The organism is Mesorhizobium sp. M4A.F.Ca.ET.020.02.1.1 (assembly GCF_004022645.1).
Taxonomy (GTDB): Bacteria; Pseudomonadota; Alphaproteobacteria; order Rhizobiales; family Rhizobiaceae; genus Mesorhizobium.
In genome coordinates, this window is sequence record NZ_RZOI01000962.1 from 1 (window position 1) to 1,870 (window position 1,870).

A 1,870-nucleotide genomic window follows, 5' to 3' on the forward strand; every position below is an offset into this window, starting at 1 on the left:
GGCGGCAGTGCTGGTGCTGATCGGCTACCAATTTATCATCATGGCGATGCGCTCCGGCGACATCTCCTTCATTGCGCCGTTCCGCTACACCGCCCTGCTCTGGTCGATCCTGCTCGGCCTCGTCATCTTCGGCGATGTCCCCGACCTGCCGATGATCGTCGGCGCCGCCATCATCGTCGGCTCCGGCCTCTACGCGCTCTACCGCGAGCGCATCGTCGGCCGACGGCAGACCGCCGCCGAAAGCGCTGGACCTGACATGGCGCCGGACGGCATATAGGCCAGCCCCAAGGATCGCCGAGACTTTGCGATCCGGCAGCTAGAAGACAGCGCACGATGGACCAGAACATAGCGGGCATCATCCTGGCCGGCGGCCAGTCACGGCGCATGGGCGGCGGCGACAAGACCCTGCTTGTGCTCGGCGGCCGCAGCCTGCTCGACCACGTCGTGGCGCGCCTCGTTCCACAGGTCGGGCCGCTGGCGCTGAGCGCCAACGGCGATCCGGCGCGCTTCGCCCGGTTCGGGCTGCCGGTGCTTGCCGATACGGTGGAAGGCCACGCCGGGCCGCTTGCCGGGATACTGACCGGCATCGAGTGGGCGTCGATCGCCTGCGATGCCGTCGTCACTGTCGCCGGCGACACGCCTTTTTTCCCGAAAGATCTGATCGAGCGGCTGGCTACGGCCGCCGCCACAAAGCCCGGAGCCATCACTGTCGCCAGCTCCGGCGGCAGGCGGCATCCGACATTTGCGCTCTGGCCGCTTGGCCTGCATGACGCCTTGCGCCGGTTCCTGGTCGACGAGGACAACCGGCGGGTCTCCGCCTTCATCGACCGGCACGACGTCGTCGACGTGGAGTTTCCAATGATGGCGTCGGGCGGGCAGCAGATCGACCCGTTCTTCAACATCAACATGCCGGACGATCTTGCGATCGCCGAGCGACTGCTGCAGAGCATCGAGGAATGAACAGGCGCGTTTTTGGCATCACCGGCTGGAAGAACTCCGGCAAGACGACACTGACCGAGAAGCTGGTCGCCGAATTGGTGCGGCGCGGCTGGACGGTCTCGACGGTCAAGCACGCCCATCATGATTTCGACATCGACAAGCCTGGCGCGGACTCCTTTCGCCACCGCGAGGCCGGCGCCACCGAGGTCGCGGTCGTATCGGGCCGACGCTGGGCGCTGATGCACGAATTGCGCGATGAGGATGAGCCGACGCTGGAGGCGATCCTGGCGCGGCTGGCGCTATCCGACATCGTGCTGGTCGAAGGCTACAAGCGCGAGGCGCACAAGAAGATCGAGACGCGCCGCCTTGAGGCCAAGGACAGGACGCCGCTGTCAGTCAATGATCCAAACATCGTCGCCATCGCCGCGGACTTCGCTGCCGAAGGCGGGAGCCTGCCGGTCTTCGATCTCGACGACGTCAAATCGATAGCCGACTTCGTCGAAAGCGTCTCGGGCTTGGGGCGCTGAGCGCGCCGGCGAAACAGCTTTCAGCCGCCGCTAAACTTGTTCCCGACCTCTAACCTTGCGTCATCTTTGGCCGGGAATGCAAATCCCCAGAGCCATTGTTTTGCAGTTGCTTTTTTCGGGGAAAGAGTGGGAGTATCGCCACCAGCGGGCGGTCAAAAGCACCGCTCACAGAGCCGCATGGAACAGCGGCCGGATACATGAGAGGATTATCATGCGTATTGCACTGCGTATTGCGCTCGCCGCTTCGGCCGCGCTGCTGACGCTTGGCGTTGCCCAGGTTCAGGAAAAGACCCTGCGAATCGGGACTGAAGGCGCCTATCCGCCCTTCAACAATCTGGCCGCCGACGGCCAGCTCGTTGGTTTCGACGTCGATATCGCCAAGGCGCTCTGCGACGAGATGAAGG

At 64.4% G+C, this 1,870-nt stretch carries 4 protein-coding genes; all 4 read left to right on the plus strand.

Annotated elements, in window-relative coordinates; genetic code table 11:
- On the plus strand, nt 1–277 hold a 277-nt coding region (locus tag EN742_RS33660), incomplete at its 5' end, for a DMT family transporter (protein WP_148670467.1).
- A gap of 56 nt (nt 278–333) precedes the next feature.
- The gene (gene mobA, locus EN742_RS33665; RefSeq protein WP_126054509.1) at nt 334–960 is read left to right on the plus strand and encodes a molybdenum cofactor guanylyltransferase MobA; all 627 of its coding nucleotides are present in this window, start codon (nt 334–336) and stop codon (nt 958–960) included.
- Complete coding sequence (gene mobB, locus EN742_RS33670) at nt 957–1,466, plus strand: molybdopterin-guanine dinucleotide biosynthesis protein B (RefSeq protein WP_126054508.1); 510 nt, start codon at nt 957–959, stop codon at nt 1,464–1,466. The genes mobA and mobB overlap by 4 nt, the downstream gene beginning before the upstream one ends.
- A gap of 193 nt (nt 1,467–1,659) precedes the next feature.
- A partial coding sequence (locus EN742_RS33675; protein ID WP_245492460.1) for a transporter substrate-binding domain-containing protein occupies nt 1,660–1,870 on the plus strand: 211 nt, incomplete at its 3' end.

What these genes read in the sequence shown, in the direction of transcription:
- mobA (WP_126054509.1), top strand. Translation starts at nt 334, where the DNA reads ATGGACCAGAACATAGCGGGCATCATCCTGGCCGGCGGCCAGTCACGG.
- mobB (WP_126054508.1), top strand. Translation starts at nt 957, where the DNA reads ATGAACAGGCGCGTTTTTGGCATCACCGGCTGGAAGAACTCCGGCAAG.